The organism is Bartonella sp. MR100HLJHH (genome assembly GCF_042194215.1).
Taxonomy (GTDB): domain Bacteria; phylum Pseudomonadota; class Alphaproteobacteria; order Rhizobiales; family Rhizobiaceae; genus Bartonella; species Bartonella grahamii.
Map to the genome: position 1 here is coordinate 1 of NZ_JBHIMR010000006.1, position 15,333 is coordinate 15,333.

The following is a 15,333-nucleotide window of genomic DNA, read 5'->3' on the forward strand; positions in this document are numbered from 1 at the left end:
CCAAAGGTTGATCCTTCTCTTGCAAAAATCGTTGTGCGTCACATTGACCAAACAGCTGAAAGCGATATGGCTTTTGCTACACGCCTTGCAGAAGAATATGATGCGGTAGCAAAGCCCGTTGATGGCAAACTTGTGCTTGCCAAACGGGGTGAAGGCAAAGCCATTACCGGTGAAACACTCCCTATTGTTGTTATTCATGAGAAACATTGCACCTCTTGGGATTTTAAATACAGCGCACGAGATGAAGCAGGTGCAGCCAATGGCTTAGAAACGGATGTGGGAGACGACCAAAAAGCCGCTGCTGATGCACGAGAACCAGAAGAGATTGATGATGATGAAAACTTTATCCATATGGATGACAATGACAGAACAGCACCATCATCATCTGAATCGGAAAAAGCAGAAACAACACCTGAGAAAGAAGAAGAAGACAAAGAGAAAAAAGGCGGTGTTCTCGCAACCTATCATGATATCCGCAGTGGTGAAAAAAAAGAAGTCAAAGTTGGTAACCCACCGTTCCATGAACTCAAATACACCTACCATAACCAATCAGAGGCTGTTGCGGCCATTGCTGCTTATCGCAATAAATCATCACGCGGTAAGTCTTCTTTCTCATGTGATATCGGTGGTGATCCGTTTGTGCAAGCAGAAGCAAAGCTTGTTCAAGAGCCCCCTTTCCGCCCCTATATTCCAGCAGAATGGCGCATCAAGAGCGTTAAGCACAAACTTGATAAAACGGGCGGTTACACCACAAAAATAGAGTGCGAACTTTTTGATAAAGCGCAAGAAGATGCGGCTGGAAACGTTGCAAACACAACACCAGACAAGGATGATACCCTTGATCCAAACGCCCCACCAAACGCATGTGACGAAGGCGAAGGCGTCATCCATATGGATGAAGAGGATACATGATAGGTTATAAACCAGATGTAGAGCCCCTCATTAAAAAGATTGCTTAAGTAAAACACATCTCCCCTCCCCGTTCTTAAAATGGGGAGGTGGTTAAGATGCTTCTTCTAAAGCTGTCTGCTCCTTACAATTCTTTTGAATAGGTGTCAAACTCATTTGCAAATCTAAAGCATTCAAAACACTAAGAAAAGTAGAAAGTCGTGGATCACCTTTATCGCTTAAAGAACGATAAAGAGACTCGCGATTTAGTCCTGTCTCTTGAGAAACAGTTGTCATTCCTTGTTTACGCGCAATAATACCTAATACATGTGCAATATAGCCACTATTTTTGGTTTCTAAAGCATCATCTAATAAGATCTTAAAGTCTTCAGGCGTATTAAAATATTCACTTACATCAAATTTAGTAATTTCCATGTTTCATTTCCTTTACTAATTGAAGGGCTTTTTCGATATCTTTTTGTTGTGTGGATTTATCACCAGCATTTAATAACAAAATGATTTGTTTCCCTTGTTTTACAAAATAAATCCTATAGCCTGGTCCATAATTTATTTTTAGTTCACCAATGCCACGGAAATATTTCACGTCTCCTAGAAGCCCATATTCAAGGCGGAAAATACGTGCAGCAATTTTCTTTTGCACTTGTTTGTCTTTTAACGAGTCTAACCACTCTGTAAAATAGTGTGTTTTTTTAACAATAAACATTTGTAGTTTATATGCTACACAATAGATAATGTCAAATACATTCTTTTGTTCCAATGAACAAGCTACATAGGTTTTAACAAGCCATCCTTTCAAATGGGAAAAATATCAATTTTTTAATCCAGCTCTGCTTTTTGCGGAGCTTTTTTTATGGAGAATCATATGCGAAAAATATCATCAGAAGGGCTAGCACTTATCAAACAATGGGAAGGTTTGCGTTTGAACGCCTATAAAGATGCCATTGGGGTGTGGACAATAGGTTATGGACATACAAACAGTGCTGGAAAGCCTTTTGTTTATGAAGGCATGACCATCACGGAAAAGCAAGCAGAAGAACTTCTTTGCCAAGACTTAAGACAATTTGAAAATGTCGTTGAACGCGCTGTTACAGTTTCATTAACAGATGAACAATTCGCGGCGTTAGTGTCGTTTTGCTATAATATAGGAACAACAGCCTTTTGTAACTCGACACTGTTAAAAAAGCTCAATCAAGGTGAATATGAAGCTGTCCCTGCAGAGCTACAGAAATGGACCAAAGCAGGCGGGAAGCGTCTTGAAGGTCTCGCACACCGGCGCGCAGCAGAAACAGGGCTATGGGCAAAAGGGGCTTATGTTTCCTCCAATTATCAAACAGTAGAAACGCAAGTACCAACGGGGGTTTTCAAAGCAGAAGCACTTGCACCGATTATTGGTTCTTTTTCTGGGCTTGGTGGTTTGTTAGCAGGAAATGGACCAATCCAATGGGCTTTGGCAACCATTATGGTTTTAGCCGCATGTGCTGGTATTTTCTTTGTTGCTAAACACTTTCAGGAGCATCGTCTATGATCTTATGGATAAAAAGAAATCTGATGCTAACAGGTGCGGCTTTAGCCGCTTTTTTTATTGCATTAGCTAGAGCATTTACTCTTGGTAAAAAGAGTGAACAACAAAAGCAAACAGAAAAAGCTTTAAAAGCAGCCACAACACGGCTTGAGGTAGAAAATGAAATTAATCAAAAAAGTGATGCTGATGTGCGTGCTGCTCTCTCTGACTGGTTGCGAGACAAATAAATATGTTTCTTCTTATGTTGGCTGGTTGCCAATTTATTTAAGCCGGCAAGATCTGAACGCCATCAGTTCAAACTTAGCAAGAGAAATCTTAAAGCACAATAATCTAGGTGAACGCGTGTGTGGGTGGAAACATGGCTAGAAAAAAAACACAAGACGATATAGAGCTTACAGAAGCAGAAAAAGAAATACTTCAAGAAATCATCATGACCTACAAAAGTGTAAAAGTGATGTCTCGTTATACGAAATGGATTGTACTCATTATACTCTTATTAGCGCTTGATTTTTCACGTATTATGGATGCGTTTGTAAGTATTTTTACACAAAAACCAAATATCCAACTCTAAACATACTCTGAGACGCGCGAAATTCTTTAGAAAATGATTTCTTAATTTTGCTCGTCTCATGGAAGCGATAGAGAATGTCTTCGCCCATTTAAAATAGTGGTTCTCAAACAAAAAATTATTAGAGAACGTTGGAGGAAACAGATGAGCTTTGTAAAAGTATGTTGGAAAATCCTATTCCCGAACTTTTGTTAATGTTCCCGAACCTTAAAAAAGATTACAAAGAATAAATACGTTATACATGGGTAAAAACTGGATGGTGATCCCGACAGGATTCGAACCTGTGACCCACGGCTTAGAAGGCCGTTGCTCTATCCAGCTGAGCTACGGGACCCAACTGATTATTTTCTCAATTCAAAATAGCATCTTTAATTCAATGTGTCCAAGAGTGCTGCCGATCACTGCGAAAATTATCAGAATAAGAAATAGCACGTCGAATCGACGTACGTTTCTTTTCTACACGGTAAGAGATAGCATTCTTACGCGCAAAAGCAATCGCTTCTTCCTTCCTATTAAATCTGATTCTTACCTGATTATTCATATCAGACGTTGCCGTGTACCCCATAAGAGGTTCAAGCATTTTTGCTTTCACCGGCTCATACTCTAGAATCCAAAAACCTGTATTCCTCTTACCTGACTGCATAGCTGTCTTAGCAGGACTATAAATACGTGCGATCATGCCTTTTTCCTTCAGATTACACAACGCTTGAATGATAGTTTTCCACCACACGTACCCAATTGGGTCATTCTCACACACTTAATCAAATATGGTCGGAGCGATAGGATTCGAACCTACGACCCCCTGATCCCAAATCAGGTGCGCTACCAGGCTGCGCTACGCTCCGCCATTTACATTTACTTGATGCACATTTCCTAAAATTTTCACAACAGAAGTGCAAGAGAAAAACACACTTTTTTTTAATTTTGTTGCATTTCTTTACAAAAAAGCACGTTTTAAAAATTTTTTCCCTACTCAATAACATATTTATTGGCAAATAATAGAAAACAACCTCCGGAAAGAATCCAATCTATATTAAAAAAATAATGAATTTCTCTGTAAGGATTTCATAATTTTCATCCTGCTTTAAGCAAACTCTCACTGTATCAAAACGCATTCTACAGATACAATTTTAGAAAAAAACGACTTAAATATCATAGAAAAACTTTCCAAAAGAGAACACAAGCCAAAAAATCAGCTGTATTAAGCTTTTTCCCCTCTTTTTCTATCTTGCAAAGAACTCTTTTATTAAAAATCCTAGAATCTTCTACAATCCAAATCCATAAACAACAAACATTTTTTCAAAGCACGAAAGTTCCATTATAAATAAAATAAAGCGCTTTTTTAGAAAAATTTTCAAATGCAAAGATGGAAAGAATTCAACATCATACAATAAAATCTCAAAGCTATTTAAGATAAACACATGACTAAAGTAAAAAATACTATTTTTCACTCTTAACAGATATCAAAAAAGAAGAAAATTTAAATGACTTGTCTTGCCACATATTGAAACGATAATAGAAGGACAGAATAAGTAAGCCATGATAGGGAGTATTTACGGATTTCTTCTATTCAAAACTTCAGCAATAACAGCACGTGTTATTTTTCTTTTTCTTTGTAATGCCAACTGATCAACAGAATCAATAACACGCTTCAATGAAAATAAAGAACGTTCACAACGACTTACAAGATAATAAACCGTGTCTGGATGTACAATAAGTTGCCTATCGGAAAAAAGCTTAAATGCAACAGCTGTTAATAATGCATCATCAGGCTGATTAATTTCAACGAACATCACCGAATTAAGACGACTTTTTAGATCATTTAACTTTAAATTCCAAGCGGAAGGAAGTGTTCGTGCCGTCATCAATAAAGTAGCTTGTCGTGCATCAAGATTTGCTTGCTTAATACTGTTAATTAAATGAAAAAGTTCTGTCTCATTAATTTCACCTGCACCAATATCCTCTATTAAAAATGATCTGCCTAAAGAAGCCATAGTAACAGCCTGATCAATTTCATTGTGCTGAATCCTGAAAGCATCTGCTTTTTGGAGCCATATATTAGAAAAATGCGTTTTCCCAGATCCTTCTTTTCCAACCAAAACTGCAATAGGTAAGCTCCAATTGGGCCAATGATCAATAAGCTGAAAAGCCATACGATTGCTTTCCGTTACCACTAAATCCTCAAATTGAAAAATCGGATCATAAGGAAAATTTAAAGATAATTGCGTTTCACGCCCATTCATTTTAGCGGCTCCGAATTTCCCCTTCGCGAATACATCTGAGAACTAAGATAAGTATGAAGAGCAAAACGAACTAAAACGCCAACAGCCGCCGCCGCAGGAACAGCAACAAGCATACCAGTAAAACCAAAGAGTGAAGAAAAAGCAAAAAGTGAAAACATCAACCATACGGGATGTAATCCCACTGATGAACCTACAAGCTTGGGTTGAAGAATATAACCTTCAATAAATTGACCAATTAAAAAAAGTGCCATCACAACGATGATTCCTCCCCAATTATTGGGATAAAACTGGACCCATGCAATACCAACAGAAAGGACCAAACCACTCATTGTGCCGATATAAGGAACAAAGCTAATAAGACCAATAAACATACCAATCAAAAGACCAAAATTGAGTCCTGCAATCGTTAAACCAATAGCATAATAGCCTCCCAATATAAGACAAACTGTTCCTTGTCCACGAACAAAGCCTGCAATAGCTCTATCCATTTCATGAAAAATACTCCGAACGGTTTCAAGATGATCACGCGGTATTAACGAATCAATTGCTGTTACCATACGCGGCCAATCTAATAACATATAAAATGCCACCACAGGTGCCACAACAAATAGGCTAACGATATTAACGATAGATTTTCCTGACTTTAAAAGTGAATTCAAAAGAGACGTAATAAAATCAGAACCTTCTCCCAAAAATCCTTTAATATTATTCCGTAATTCATTTGGATCACTTCCAAAATAGCGCCTTATCCAATCAAAATCATGCTCAACAAAAAAGGTTTGAATACGATTAATATAAACAGGTAAACCATCACTCATAAATTGCTGTATTTGCCAACTAATAACAGGAATCAAAATAACTAAAGCAGCAACAAAGGTAATAACAATAAATAAGGTAATGAGGACAGTCCCAAACACACGGCGAATACCAAATCTTTCAAGTAATTGAACAATAGGATTGAGAAAATAAGCCAACACAATCCCTGCCACAAAAGGAAGCAAAATCGATCCAAAAACAAACATAAAAAGAACGAAAAAAATCAGCGTACTAAGCCAAAAAAAGATTTGCCTTTTCATATTATTCGGCAACGGTAATTGAGTATACGCTGGCACATAAGTCTTATAACGATCACGAGATGTATTCTCACCCACTTTCTTTCTCATAAGTTGCCAAGAAGACTGACCGTGATTATCTGATATCTTGCTCATAAAATATCCTAAAAAATTCTTCACAAAAAATTATAAACATCTTCTAAATAAGGTACAAGCAAAGTTGCTTATTTTCTTATCAATATCTCTTGCAGAGAGAACTCTATCATGGCATTGCATAATATCAAAACCCGATTTTCCATTAAAGGAAGGCTCCAATGAGCAATCAAGATCTTACAAATAATAAATCCAAAGTTGGTCTTACCTACGCAAAAGCCGGTGTAAACATCGATATGGGTAATGCCATGGTAGAAAAAATTAAACCCTTTATACGCGCGACAAAACGAGCCGGAGCAGATGCAGAAATTGGCGGTTTTGGTGGTCTTTTTGATTTAAAAGCAGCTGGCTTTACAGATCCTATCCTAGTAGCAGCCAATGATGGTGTGGGAACAAAATTAAAAATTGCCATTGAAGTAGGTCACCATAACACTGTAGGTATTGATCTTGTAGCTATGTGTGTCAATGATTTACTCGTACAAGGGGCTGAACCTCTCTTTTTTCTGGATTATTTTGCAACTGGAAAGCTTGACCCTGAACAAGGTGCTACGATTGTTTCTGGTATTGCAGAAGGATGTAAACAAGCCGGTGCTGCGCTTATTGGAGGAGAAACTGCAGAAATGCCAGGAATGTATGCAGAGGGAGATTATGATCTAGCCGGTTTTGCTGTAGGAGCATGCGAACGCAGCAAGCTACTCCCTTCAAAAGATTTAACAGAAGGGGATATTATATTAGGTCTAAGCGCCTCTGGAATTCATTCCAATGGCTTTTCGCTTGTTCGACGAATCATCCAGCAACATGATCTCAAATGGAATGACCCTGCCCCTTTTGCCCCCGAAAACAGCCTTGGTGTAGCACTTCTTACACCAACACGCATTTATGTAAAATCGCTTCTTCCCATCATGCAAAAATACGAAGGGATTAAAGCTCTTGCTCATATTACGGGTGGAGGCTTTCCTGAAAATATTCCACGTGTTGTTCCATCTTCTCTCTGCGCTGAAATTAATCTTTCTACCATCAATGTTCCAGCAGTATTTTCATGGATTGCCAAACAAGGTAAAATAGAAGAAGCAGAAATGTTAAGAACATTCAATTGTGGTATTGGCATGATCATTATCGTAGCACAGCATGCAGCTGAAACAATTACGCAAGCTCTTGAAAGAAAAGGAGAGAGTGTAACTCCCCTTGGCATTTTAACAAAACGCCAAGATCAAAATAAAGGAATACTTTATAAAGGGGTACTGCATTTATGAAAAAACAAATCGTCGTTTTCATTTCTGGTAATGGATCCAATATGGTCGCCCTTGCTCAAGCTAGTCAGCAAAAGGAATATCCTGCTGAAATCGTCGCAGTTATTTGCGATAATCCGCGTGCAAATGGTATTGAAAAGGCACAAAACCATAACTTACCTATTCATATTGTTGATCGCAAAATTTACAAAACAAAAGAAGAGCATGAAGAAAGTATTTTTACGATTTTAGATCAATATAAACCGGATTTTCTCTGCTTTGCAGGATATATGCGCCTTATCTCACCACGTTTTGTAAAACTTTACGAAGGACGAATTTTAAACATTCATCCTTCTCTTTTGCCTTCATTTAAAGGCTTAAACACACATGAAAAAGCTTTACAAGCAGGCGTAAAAATCACAGGTTGCACTGTTCACCTTGTTACAGAAGACATGGATGCAGGAAAAATCCTTGCTCAAGCAGCCGTTCCAGTCTATCCTCATGATACTGCTGAGAGCTTAGCACAAAGAGTTCTTAAAACAGAGCATAAACTCTACCCCGAAGCCTTAAAAGCATTTATTGAAGGGAACAGCAAAATGGTAGATACGCAGCAACAGCTTTTATCTTTTTGAGTGTATCAACAATCTATTAATCAGCATTTTTCAATATTTTAACATAATTTGTGCTCAGTATCTATAATTGAAAATCTCTATGAAATATTAACATAATAGAGTCTATCTCTTCATAAATTTTTGCGCAGAATGTGTGATTTTTTAAATTTTAGTTAATTTTTTAAATTCTTCTTCTTTATTCAGTTCTATGACATAGTTATAAGCTCTATTTATCAAAATACTCTCGTATTTCGCCTAAAAAATCTTAAAATACGCAATTTTTCTATTGCATAAAAATTTTTGCCTCATGACGAAAGTGTTTCTTTAACTGTTAGAGCTAACTCTTTGAGTGTAAAAGGTTTAGATAAAAAACCAAAAACAGCATCTTGTGGAAGATTTTTAGCAAAAGCATCTTTTGCATATCCAGAAACGAAAAGAAATTTGATATCAGGATAGTTTTTACGTACTTCCTTCAATAAAGTGGGCCCATCCATTTCTGGCATCACAACGTCGGAAACAATAATATCAACAGCTCCTTTTTGGTCCTCAAGAATAGAGAGTGCTTCCACCCCACTCGCTGCCTCTAAAACCGTATATCCTCTCATTTGAAGAGCTCTTACCCCCCCCATTCTGACCGCATCTTCATCTTCAACCAATAAAACAGTCGCAGATCCCGTTAAGTCTATATTTTTATCTTTTTCTTCATCTTTTTCAATCTTTTGAGAAATTTCTCCTTTTATATTGGGGATATAACGGGGAAGAAAAATATGAAATGTTGCTCCTTCACCTTCTTTACTTTCACAATAAATGCACCCACCGCTCTGCTTGATAATTCCATAAACCATTGATAAACCAAGGCCTGTTCCTTTTCCAACTTCTTTTGTTGTAAAAAATGGCTCAAACATTTTTTCTTGTATAGCAGCAGATATACCAGCCCCTGTATCTGAAATAGTCAATTGCACATACTCACCAATTACTAAACCAAGATGATTAAATTCAGCACTTTGTTGCTTTGTAATATTGTTTGTCGCAATCGTAACAATACCTCCATCTAACATGGCATCACGCGCATTAATAACCAAATTCATAATAACACGCTGAAAAGATGCTTGATCAACTTCAACACTCCACAAATCTCTTCCATGGATAATTTTTAACTGAATATTATTTCCCAAGAGTGGTACAATAAGATTGCGAATATCCGATAAAAATTCAGTAAAATCAACTTCTTCAGGTCGAAGTGTTTGCTTTCTAGAAAAAGCTAATAATTGCTGTACAAGAGCAGCTGCACGATTAGCATTATTTTTAATATTGATCAGATCAGCATGAGCAGGATCAGAACTACGATGCGTATTTAAAAGAAGATCACACGACATTAAAATTGCTGTTAAAACATTATTAAAATCATGAGCAATGCCGCCAGCCAATTGTCCAACAGCTTGCATTTTCTGACTTTGCATCATTTTATCTTCAAGCGTTTTTTGTTCGGTTGTTTCAATCACAGAGACAATAAGTAAATCTTGCAATGCATCACCATGATAGGGCGGTACAGACATAATATGAAGCCGTAAATGGCATTCTTCATTTTTTTCCAAAACAGTTTCTAGAGAAACAAAATAATTTTTATTTGTCGCAATTCTCTGAAAAGAACGCTCTAACTGCACACAATCACGACGAGAAATAACATCATAAAAATTGACTGCTTTGTCCACACATCCCGTGAGTGATGAAAAAGCTTTATTCATATGAACCAATTGCCCTTCATGATCCACCACGGCTATTGCAAAAGGACTCGCATCAAAATATTCTCCTAATATAGTGGGTAATTTTAATTGATCGTCCTCTTCTTTTTGTATTTGTTGTGGAATGATCACAATGCGATAAACGGCTTCCTCTTCTAAGAGAGAAGAAACAGAGATAAGACAATGGAATATTTTCTCACAAGTCGCTTGTGAATTTAAACATAACGAAAACTTATAAGGTAATGAGTAACCTGAACTTTGATATCTGTTGGTTTGCAAACAGATATCACTCCATGAGCTCTTAGCGCCAACGCTATCAAATAACGAATCAAAATTATATTGACCAATTGAGAAACTCGCTAAATCAATTGAAAACCATTCGGCAAAAACCGCATTAGCATAAAGAATAGTTCCTTGTGTATTAACTGATACAAAACCAATAGGAGCTTGATCCAAGTGATTGATAGCCTCTTGAAGGTTCGAGAAAAAAACTTCTCGCGTTTGTTGTAAATGCGAAATATCAGCAATACGCCAAAATAAAAGCTTTTTTTTCTGTTTTGTGATAGGTTGAACAGAAATATTATACCAAACAGATTTTTTTGGTGTAGCATCGGTAAAAATTGGTTGTTCTACTCTTAATTCCTCTTGCGCTGCAAGATTATTACAGGCTGCAACCTTTAAGCGATACGAAAGTGCGCCAGCTCCTGGAAGATCAGCAATAACCATATAACAAGACACTTCAGGCTTATAGGTCAGAATTTTTCGATAGTTTTGATTAGAATAATAAACAAAACCAGAAAGGTCAGAGATTACAATTGCATCATCGCTCCCATTAAAGATGCTAAAATCAAAATCTTCATGCAACCACACATGGTATCTTAAAATTCCCATTCCACACAAAACAAGTGTTGCAACGCCGATAATTGCTAGAATCAAAAAAGATATCAATATAGCCTTTTGCAAATAGCTTTGTGGATAAAAAAAACCTAAAATACCCACAATGAAAAGAGAAACTAATATAAAAACAACACTAAAAATCACAACTCTTCGATGAACAGAAGACGCTGATCTTTTATTATTATCAAAACCTTTATCCATCTCTCATTGCCTTAGATTTAGTTGTTTCTTATATCACAAAACTTCCTTTATATTCATTGTTATAAAGTATATACTATGATATTATCTCTAAGAAAGCTCACTTAATGTTAAAAAGTTTATTTCTTGTATTTAAGTGAACCTTTTAAGGGTGTGTTTATAAATTTATCTCGATAAAAAACGATATTTTCACACAAAAATGGGAGAAAATCTATGTATATCTGGTTATCAGAGCAAATAGGTGTATCTGCTGCGAAAATAACGATAAGCTTTTTGTTTTTTATAATAACAATCGTTGCTATTACCATAATTATCTTGTTTTTACGTCGTTTAAGTACGAGAAGATTCAGCATTAATAGAAAAAAAAGTCTATCACGATTAGCATTATGTGAAGTAATTTCTATAGATCGAGCACGCCGCCTTGTTTTAGTCCGTTGCGATAATAAAGAACATTTGCTCCTTATTGGTGGATTAACAGATGTGGTTGTAGAATCCGATATTACCGGTACATCAAAAATACAAAAGGGAGAAACGCTCACACATCCAAATTCCGCCCCTACAGAAAGAAACGATATACCGGATAAAAATCCCTCTCCTTTTACGAATCAAGCGGTAAAAGATTCAGCAATTACCGCCGAAATTGAGGGGCGGCAAGAACCATCTTTATTCATTCCTACCCCTCAAAAATAAAAATATACAATTTTATCACCACGAGTTTTGTTTGTTTATCATTTCAATGACCTTAATCATCGCGATAAACTCTTTCACGTCGTTCGTGACGTTCTTGCGCTTCCAATGACAAAACGGCTATTGGCCGAGCCTCAAGACGCTTTATACTAATGGGTTCGCCGGTTTCTTCACAAAAGCCATATGTCCCATTATCAATGCGCTCTAAAGCAGCATCTATTTTTGAAATAAGTTTCCTCTGACGATCCCGCGCACGTAATTCGATTGTACGATCAGTTTCACAAGAAGCCCTATCAGTCAAATCAGGTTGACCAACATTCTCTTCCTGCAAATTTTCCAAAGTCTCACGAGATTCTTTTAATATATCATTCTTCCAAGAAACCAATTTAGCACGAAAATACGCCTTTTGCCGCTCATTCATAAAAGGCTCATCTTCACTAGGGCGATATTGACCATCAATCTCTTCGCTCATGCAATAAAAAACCTCCACATATGCTATGTGCGGTCTATATATTGTGCAATACCCATCAACACAAGAGTAAAATGTTTTTTCATAACAATCTACAAATATGTCTAAATACACTGTTTAGATTTGATCGCTTTTCTATGTAGATTGGATTCTTGATCAAATCTCATCCAGAACATTTTTCTTGCTTACTGAGAAACTTCAAAAAGAAGGAAATCTAATATCAGATATCAGAGTCATCACTCCCCTGCTTTCTCATCGTTTAAAATCTAAATGAAGCAACAATAAATCATTTCAGCAATGCAAAAAAATAAAATCTTTATAAAGGCAAAGTGTGATATTCACGTTTTAAATACATCAAAGCATCTTTTTCTTTATTACAGTTGATTGCAACAACCTCACCAATCAAAACACAATGGGTTGCGTGCTCGTGCCAACAAATCAAACGACAATCAAACGACGCTAGAGCGTCTGAAAGACTAGGCGCCCCCGTTTGCAAAACTCCCCATTGAGCAGCATCAAAACGCTCATTTTGTGTAAGAGTGCAACACCTCGAAAAAACATCCGCTAATGAACGATGTTTTCCTGCCAAGCTATTAACACAAAAATTTCCATTCTCCATAAACACCTGATTCTTTAAATTATGGCGCATGAGACAAACAAGAAGGGTTGGAGGATTATCAGATAAAGAACAACACGCCGAAACAGTCACCCCGCGTCTTCCCTTAATGCCATTTGTTGTCACAATATGCACAGCTCCTGCAAAAAGACTCATGGCATCTCGATATTCTTGGGAAGAAACCGCAATATTATGTTGAAGTTCAGGCATCAAATATGTTTTATGATTCGACATATCTTTCACTTATAAAGCTTTAAAATTTCAAGCGATCTTTCCATAACAAAGACCTATAATACATATTTTTTCTTTTCCGTCATAACACAAAAGATATTTGTGTATACACAGCGATATGATAAAAACAGCCAATCAAGGAGATTTTAATGCCCCATTCTCATCTCATTTCGCCTTCACTCTTGGCTTCTGATTTTTCTAAACTTGGACAAGAAATGTTAGATGTTGTTGATGCTGGTGCAGATTGGCTTCATCTTGATATCATGGATGGACACTTTGTTCCTAACATCACCTTTGGTCCTGAAATAGTCAAGGCTCTGCGCCCATTAACCAAAGCAACATTTGATGTCCACCTGATGATCGCACCGGTAGACCCTTATTTGGAAGCTTTTGCAAAAGCGGGTTCAGATATTATAACCATTCATGCTGAAGCAAGTCCACATCTTCATCGTTCATTACAAACAATAAAAAAAATGGGAAAAAAAGCAGGAATTGCACTCAATCCAAGCACCCCTGAACATGTACTTGAATATTTGCTTGATCAATTAGATCTCATTCTCATCATGACGGTTAATCCCGGTTTTGGTGGACAAAGTTTTATTCCAGAAATAAAAGATAAAATTAAGCGCGTTAAAAGCATGATTGCAAACCGCCCTATTGATCTTGAAGTTGATGGTGGTATCACCGTTGATACAATTGGGATAGCTGCAAAAGCTGGTGCAAATGTATTTGTCGCAGGCTCTGCAATTTATAAAAACGGAAATAAAGAGCTTTACAAAACACGTATTAATGCATTGCGCCAAGCCGCAATCCTCTCACAAGAAGGAAAAAAATAATGATCGCACGTTATTCCCGCCCTGCAATGGTAGCAATTTGGTCTCCAGAAACAAAATATCGTATTTGGTTTGAAATTGAAGCCCATGCCTGTGATGCCCTTGCTCACTTAGGGATTATTCCGAAAGAAGCCGCCAAAGTCATTTGGGAAAAAGGGGCAGTAGCTAAATTTGATATCAATCGCATTGATGAAATTGAAGCAATTACCAAACATGATGTTATCGCATTTCTGACCCACCTAGCTGAATTCATTGGACCAGAGGCACGTTTTATCCACCAAGGCATGACATCATCTGATGTTCTAGATACAACGCTAAACATTCAATTGATGCGTGCTAGTGATATTTTGCTAGAGGATATAGATCAACTTCTTGAAGCATTAAAAAGACGTGCTTTTGAGCATAAAGAGACAATCACCATTGGGCGGAGTCACGGCATTCATGCTGAACCGACAACATTTGGAATCAAGTTTGCTCTCGCATACGCTGAATTTTCCCGTTGTCGCAAACGTCTTCTTGCAGCACGAGAAGAAATTTCTACTTGCGCAATTTCAGGAGCTGTAGGAACTTTTGCAAATATCGATCCCCGCGTTGAAGAACATGTAGCAAAAGCCTTGAGGATGCGTGCTGAACCGGTTTCCACTCAAGTAATACCAAGAGATCGTCATGCTATGTTTTTTGCAACACTTGGTGTTATTGCTTCCTCTATTGAAAGGTTAGCAATAGAAATACGCCATTTACAACGAACAGAAGTTCTTGAAGCAGAGGAACATTTCTCACCTGGGCAAAAAGGTTCATCGGCAATGCCTCATAAACGTAATCCAGTTTTAACAGAAAATTTAACTGGATTAGCCCGCATGGTACGTGCATTTGCACTCCCAGCCATGGAAAATGTTGCACTTTGGCATGAACGCGATATTTCTCATTCATCTGTTGAGCGTTATATTGCTCCAGATGCGACTATTACACTTGATTTTGCTCTTTCTCGCCTCACATCTGTCATTGAAAATCTCATTGTCTATCCAGAAAATATGCAAAAAAATCTCAATAAATTCCGCGGTCTTGTTCACTCACAACGGGTGCTTTTAGCACTCACGCAAGCAGGAATCAGTCGTGAAGATTCTTATCGGATTGTACAACGAAATGCGATGAAAGTTTGGGAACAAGGAAAAGATTTCTTAGAAGAACTCCTCAACGACAAAGATGTTACCAAAGCTTTAAGTGAAGAAGAACTTCGTGAAAAATTTGATCTTTCTTACCACACCAAACATATCAATACGATTTTTAAACGTGTTTTTGAAGAACAATAAAGGCGACATAGGAAACCCAAATCTATTCTACCTATGATCAAAAATCTATTGTAACAAAGAAAA

General features: G+C 37.2%; 17 protein-coding genes and 2 tRNA genes. 9 read left to right on the plus strand and 10 right to left on the minus strand.

Annotation, left to right across the window (positions count from 1 at the left end; translation table 11 throughout):
- Window positions 1-912 (plus strand): late control protein (locus ACFIJ7_RS04640; protein WP_375644724.1); only part of this gene is annotated, 912 nt, incomplete at its 5' end.
- 90 nt (window positions 913-1,002) lie between these two features.
- Here ACFIJ7_RS04640 and ACFIJ7_RS04645 read toward each other — a convergent pair.
- Window positions 1,003-1,323 carry an addiction module antidote protein gene (locus ACFIJ7_RS04645; protein WP_375620577.1) on the minus strand — a complete coding sequence of 107 codons (321 nt, stop codon included), beginning with the start codon at window positions 1,321-1,323 and terminating at the stop codon, window positions 1,003-1,005.
- Entirely contained in the window at window positions 1,310-1,612 is a 303-nt protein-coding gene (locus ACFIJ7_RS04650; RefSeq protein ID WP_006589072.1) for a type II toxin-antitoxin system RelE/ParE family toxin, read from the minus strand. The genes ACFIJ7_RS04645 and ACFIJ7_RS04650 overlap by 14 nt, the downstream gene beginning before the upstream one ends.
- Before the next feature lie 159 nt (window positions 1,613-1,771).
- Between ACFIJ7_RS04650 and ACFIJ7_RS04655 the strand changes: the two genes are divergently transcribed.
- From ACFIJ7_RS04655 to ACFIJ7_RS04665, 3 genes are all read left to right on the plus strand, one after another.
- Window positions 1,772-2,434 (plus strand): lysozyme, encoded by a 663-nt coding sequence (locus ACFIJ7_RS04655; RefSeq protein ID WP_375644725.1) that lies wholly within the window; start codon window positions 1,772-1,774, stop codon window positions 2,432-2,434.
- A complete protein-coding gene (locus tag ACFIJ7_RS04660; protein ID WP_375644726.1) occupies window positions 2,431-2,658 on the plus strand; it encodes a hypothetical protein in 228 nt (75 codons plus the stop codon). The genes ACFIJ7_RS04655 and ACFIJ7_RS04660 overlap by 4 nt, the downstream gene beginning before the upstream one ends.
- Window positions 2,659-2,789: 131 nt before the next feature.
- Window positions 2,790-3,002 (plus strand): hypothetical protein, encoded by a 213-nt coding sequence (locus tag ACFIJ7_RS04665; protein WP_375644727.1) that lies wholly within the window; start codon window positions 2,790-2,792, stop codon window positions 3,000-3,002.
- Window positions 3,003-3,256: 254 nt separating this feature from the next.
- Here ACFIJ7_RS04665 and ACFIJ7_RS04670 read toward each other — a convergent pair.
- The 5 genes from ACFIJ7_RS04670 to ACFIJ7_RS04690 all read right to left on the minus strand — a co-directional run bounded on the left by ACFIJ7_RS04670 (window position 3,257) and on the right by ACFIJ7_RS04690 (window position 6,450).
- Window positions 3,257-3,333, minus strand: a tRNA-Arg gene (locus tag ACFIJ7_RS04670).
- Between the two features lie 39 nt (window positions 3,334-3,372).
- Entirely contained in the window at window positions 3,373-3,678 is a 306-nt protein-coding gene (locus ACFIJ7_RS04675; RefSeq protein WP_375644728.1) for an ETC complex I subunit, read from the minus strand.
- 89 nt (window positions 3,679-3,767) lie between these two features.
- Window positions 3,768-3,844: transfer RNA gene (locus ACFIJ7_RS04680), tRNA-Pro, on the minus strand.
- A 708-nt stretch (window positions 3,845-4,552) separates the two neighbouring features.
- Window positions 4,553-5,242 carry a DnaA regulatory inactivator HdaA gene (hdaA, locus tag ACFIJ7_RS04685; protein WP_026500728.1) on the minus strand — a complete coding sequence of 230 codons (690 nt, stop codon included), beginning with the start codon at window positions 5,240-5,242 and terminating at the stop codon, window positions 4,553-4,555.
- Window positions 5,239-6,450 carry an AI-2E family transporter gene (locus tag ACFIJ7_RS04690; protein WP_015856481.1) on the minus strand — a complete coding sequence of 404 codons (1,212 nt, stop codon included), beginning with the start codon at window positions 6,448-6,450 and terminating at the stop codon, window positions 5,239-5,241. The genes hdaA and ACFIJ7_RS04690 overlap by 4 nt, the downstream gene beginning before the upstream one ends.
- A gap of 158 nt (window positions 6,451-6,608) precedes the next feature.
- On the opposite strand from ACFIJ7_RS04690, the gene purM reads away from it, so the two are divergent.
- Together purM and purN are read left to right on the plus strand one after the other, a co-directional pair.
- Entirely contained in the window at window positions 6,609-7,700 is a 1,092-nt protein-coding gene (gene purM, locus ACFIJ7_RS04695; RefSeq protein ID WP_375644729.1) for a phosphoribosylformylglycinamidine cyclo-ligase, read from the plus strand.
- A complete protein-coding gene (gene purN, locus ACFIJ7_RS04700; RefSeq protein WP_375644730.1) occupies window positions 7,697-8,308 on the plus strand; it encodes a phosphoribosylglycinamide formyltransferase in 612 nt (203 codons plus the stop codon). Before purM ends, purN begins: the two co-directional genes overlap by 4 nt.
- A gap of 284 nt (window positions 8,309-8,592) precedes the next feature.
- Here the strand turns inward: purN and ACFIJ7_RS04705 are convergent, their stop codons facing one another.
- A complete protein-coding gene (locus ACFIJ7_RS04705; protein ID WP_375644731.1) occupies window positions 8,593-11,127 on the minus strand; it encodes a response regulator in 2,535 nt (844 codons plus the stop codon).
- Window positions 11,128-11,337: 210 nt separating this feature from the next.
- On the opposite strand from ACFIJ7_RS04705, the gene ACFIJ7_RS04710 reads away from it, so the two are divergent.
- A complete protein-coding gene (locus ACFIJ7_RS04710) occupies window positions 11,338-11,814 on the plus strand; it encodes a flagellar biosynthetic protein FliO (RefSeq protein WP_015856485.1) in 477 nt (158 codons plus the stop codon).
- Window positions 11,815-11,866: 52 nt separating this feature from the next.
- On the opposite strand, the gene dksA is transcribed toward ACFIJ7_RS04710, so the two are convergent.
- Window positions 11,867-12,283, minus strand: coding sequence for an RNA polymerase-binding protein DksA (dksA, locus tag ACFIJ7_RS04715; RefSeq protein WP_375635910.1), 417 nt, complete (start codon window positions 12,281-12,283; stop codon window positions 11,867-11,869).
- A 313-nt stretch (window positions 12,284-12,596) separates the two neighbouring features.
- Window positions 12,597-13,130 carry a flavin reductase gene (locus tag ACFIJ7_RS04720; protein WP_026500725.1) on the minus strand — a complete coding sequence of 178 codons (534 nt, stop codon included), beginning with the start codon at window positions 13,128-13,130 and terminating at the stop codon, window positions 12,597-12,599.
- Window positions 13,131-13,276: 146 nt separating this feature from the next.
- Between ACFIJ7_RS04720 and rpe the strand changes: the two genes are divergently transcribed.
- Together rpe and purB are read left to right on the plus strand one after the other, a co-directional pair.
- Window positions 13,277-13,963 (plus strand): ribulose-phosphate 3-epimerase, encoded by a 687-nt coding sequence (gene rpe, locus ACFIJ7_RS04725; protein WP_375644732.1) that lies wholly within the window; start codon window positions 13,277-13,279, stop codon window positions 13,961-13,963.
- Complete coding sequence (purB, locus tag ACFIJ7_RS04730) at window positions 13,963-15,270, plus strand: adenylosuccinate lyase (protein ID WP_015856489.1); 1,308 nt, start codon at window positions 13,963-13,965, stop codon at window positions 15,268-15,270. The genes rpe and purB overlap by 1 nt, the downstream gene beginning before the upstream one ends.
- The last annotated feature ends 63 nt before the right edge of the window (window positions 15,271-15,333 follow it).

Bases quoted from the DNA above. Each gene is read 5' to 3' on its own strand.
- ACFIJ7_RS04645 (WP_375620577.1), bottom strand. From the start codon at position 1,323: ATGGAAATTACTAAATTTGATGTAAGTGAATATTTTAATACGCCTGAA.
- ACFIJ7_RS04650 (WP_006589072.1), bottom strand. From the start codon at position 1,612: ATGTTTATTGTTAAAAAAACACACTATTTTACAGAGTGGTTAGACTCG.
- ACFIJ7_RS04655 (WP_375644725.1), top strand. From the start codon at position 1,772: ATGCGAAAAATATCATCAGAAGGGCTAGCACTTATCAAACAATGGGAA.
- ACFIJ7_RS04660 (WP_375644726.1), top strand. From the start codon at position 2,431: ATGATCTTATGGATAAAAAGAAATCTGATGCTAACAGGTGCGGCTTTA.
- ACFIJ7_RS04665 (WP_375644727.1), top strand. From the start codon at position 2,790: ATGGCTAGAAAAAAAACACAAGACGATATAGAGCTTACAGAAGCAGAA.
- ACFIJ7_RS04675 (WP_375644728.1), bottom strand. From the start codon at position 3,678: ATGATCGCACGTATTTATAGTCCTGCTAAGACAGCTATGCAGTCAGGT.
- hdaA (WP_026500728.1), bottom strand. From the start codon at position 5,242: ATGAATGGGCGTGAAACGCAATTATCTTTAAATTTTCCTTATGATCCG.
- ACFIJ7_RS04690 (WP_015856481.1), bottom strand. From the start codon at position 6,450: ATGAGCAAGATATCAGATAATCACGGTCAGTCTTCTTGGCAACTTATG.
- purM (WP_375644729.1), top strand. From the start codon at position 6,609: ATGAGCAATCAAGATCTTACAAATAATAAATCCAAAGTTGGTCTTACC.
- purN (WP_375644730.1), top strand. From the start codon at position 7,697: ATGAAAAAACAAATCGTCGTTTTCATTTCTGGTAATGGATCCAATATG.
- ACFIJ7_RS04705 (WP_375644731.1), bottom strand. From the start codon at position 11,127: ATGGATAAAGGTTTTGATAATAATAAAAGATCAGCGTCTTCTGTTCAT.
- ACFIJ7_RS04710 (WP_015856485.1), top strand. From the start codon at position 11,338: ATGTATATCTGGTTATCAGAGCAAATAGGTGTATCTGCTGCGAAAATA.
- dksA (WP_375635910.1), bottom strand. From the start codon at position 12,283: ATGAGCGAAGAGATTGATGGTCAATATCGCCCTAGTGAAGATGAGCCT.
- ACFIJ7_RS04720 (WP_026500725.1), bottom strand. From the start codon at position 13,130: ATGTCGAATCATAAAACATATTTGATGCCTGAACTTCAACATAATATT.
- rpe (WP_375644732.1), top strand. From the start codon at position 13,277: ATGCCCCATTCTCATCTCATTTCGCCTTCACTCTTGGCTTCTGATTTT.
- purB (WP_015856489.1), top strand. From the start codon at position 13,963: ATGATCGCACGTTATTCCCGCCCTGCAATGGTAGCAATTTGGTCTCCA.